At 57.8% G+C, this 230-nt stretch carries 1 protein-coding gene; it reads right to left on the bottom strand.

Annotated elements, in window-relative coordinates:
* The coding region (locus SB717_RS39970) for a hypothetical protein (RefSeq protein WP_410908923.1) at window positions 1–198 on the bottom strand (198 nt) is incomplete at its 3' end.
* Window positions 199–230: the final 32 nt, after the last annotated feature.

A 230-nucleotide genomic window follows, 5' to 3' on the forward strand; every position in this document is an offset into this window, starting at 1 on the left:
CTCTCTACTTGCGCTACTACCAGGAAGGGCGCATGGCCGTCGACCGTCTGATGAGCGGGACAATGGGATTCGATCAGCTGAACGCAAACCTTGATCTGCTAGATCGGGGCGAAGTGCTGCGACAGGTGCTGCTGCCGAACGGCTAGCTGCAATTCGCACCTGCGACGCAAGCTTGAAACCGCGCAGTTCTGCTGACATCACGCATGACCGCGCGATCCATAACAGACACT

Source organism: Priestia sp. SIMBA_032 (assembly GCF_046535215.1).
GTDB classification, from domain to species: Bacteria; Bacillota; Bacilli; order Bacillales; family Bacillaceae_H; genus Priestia; species Priestia aryabhattai.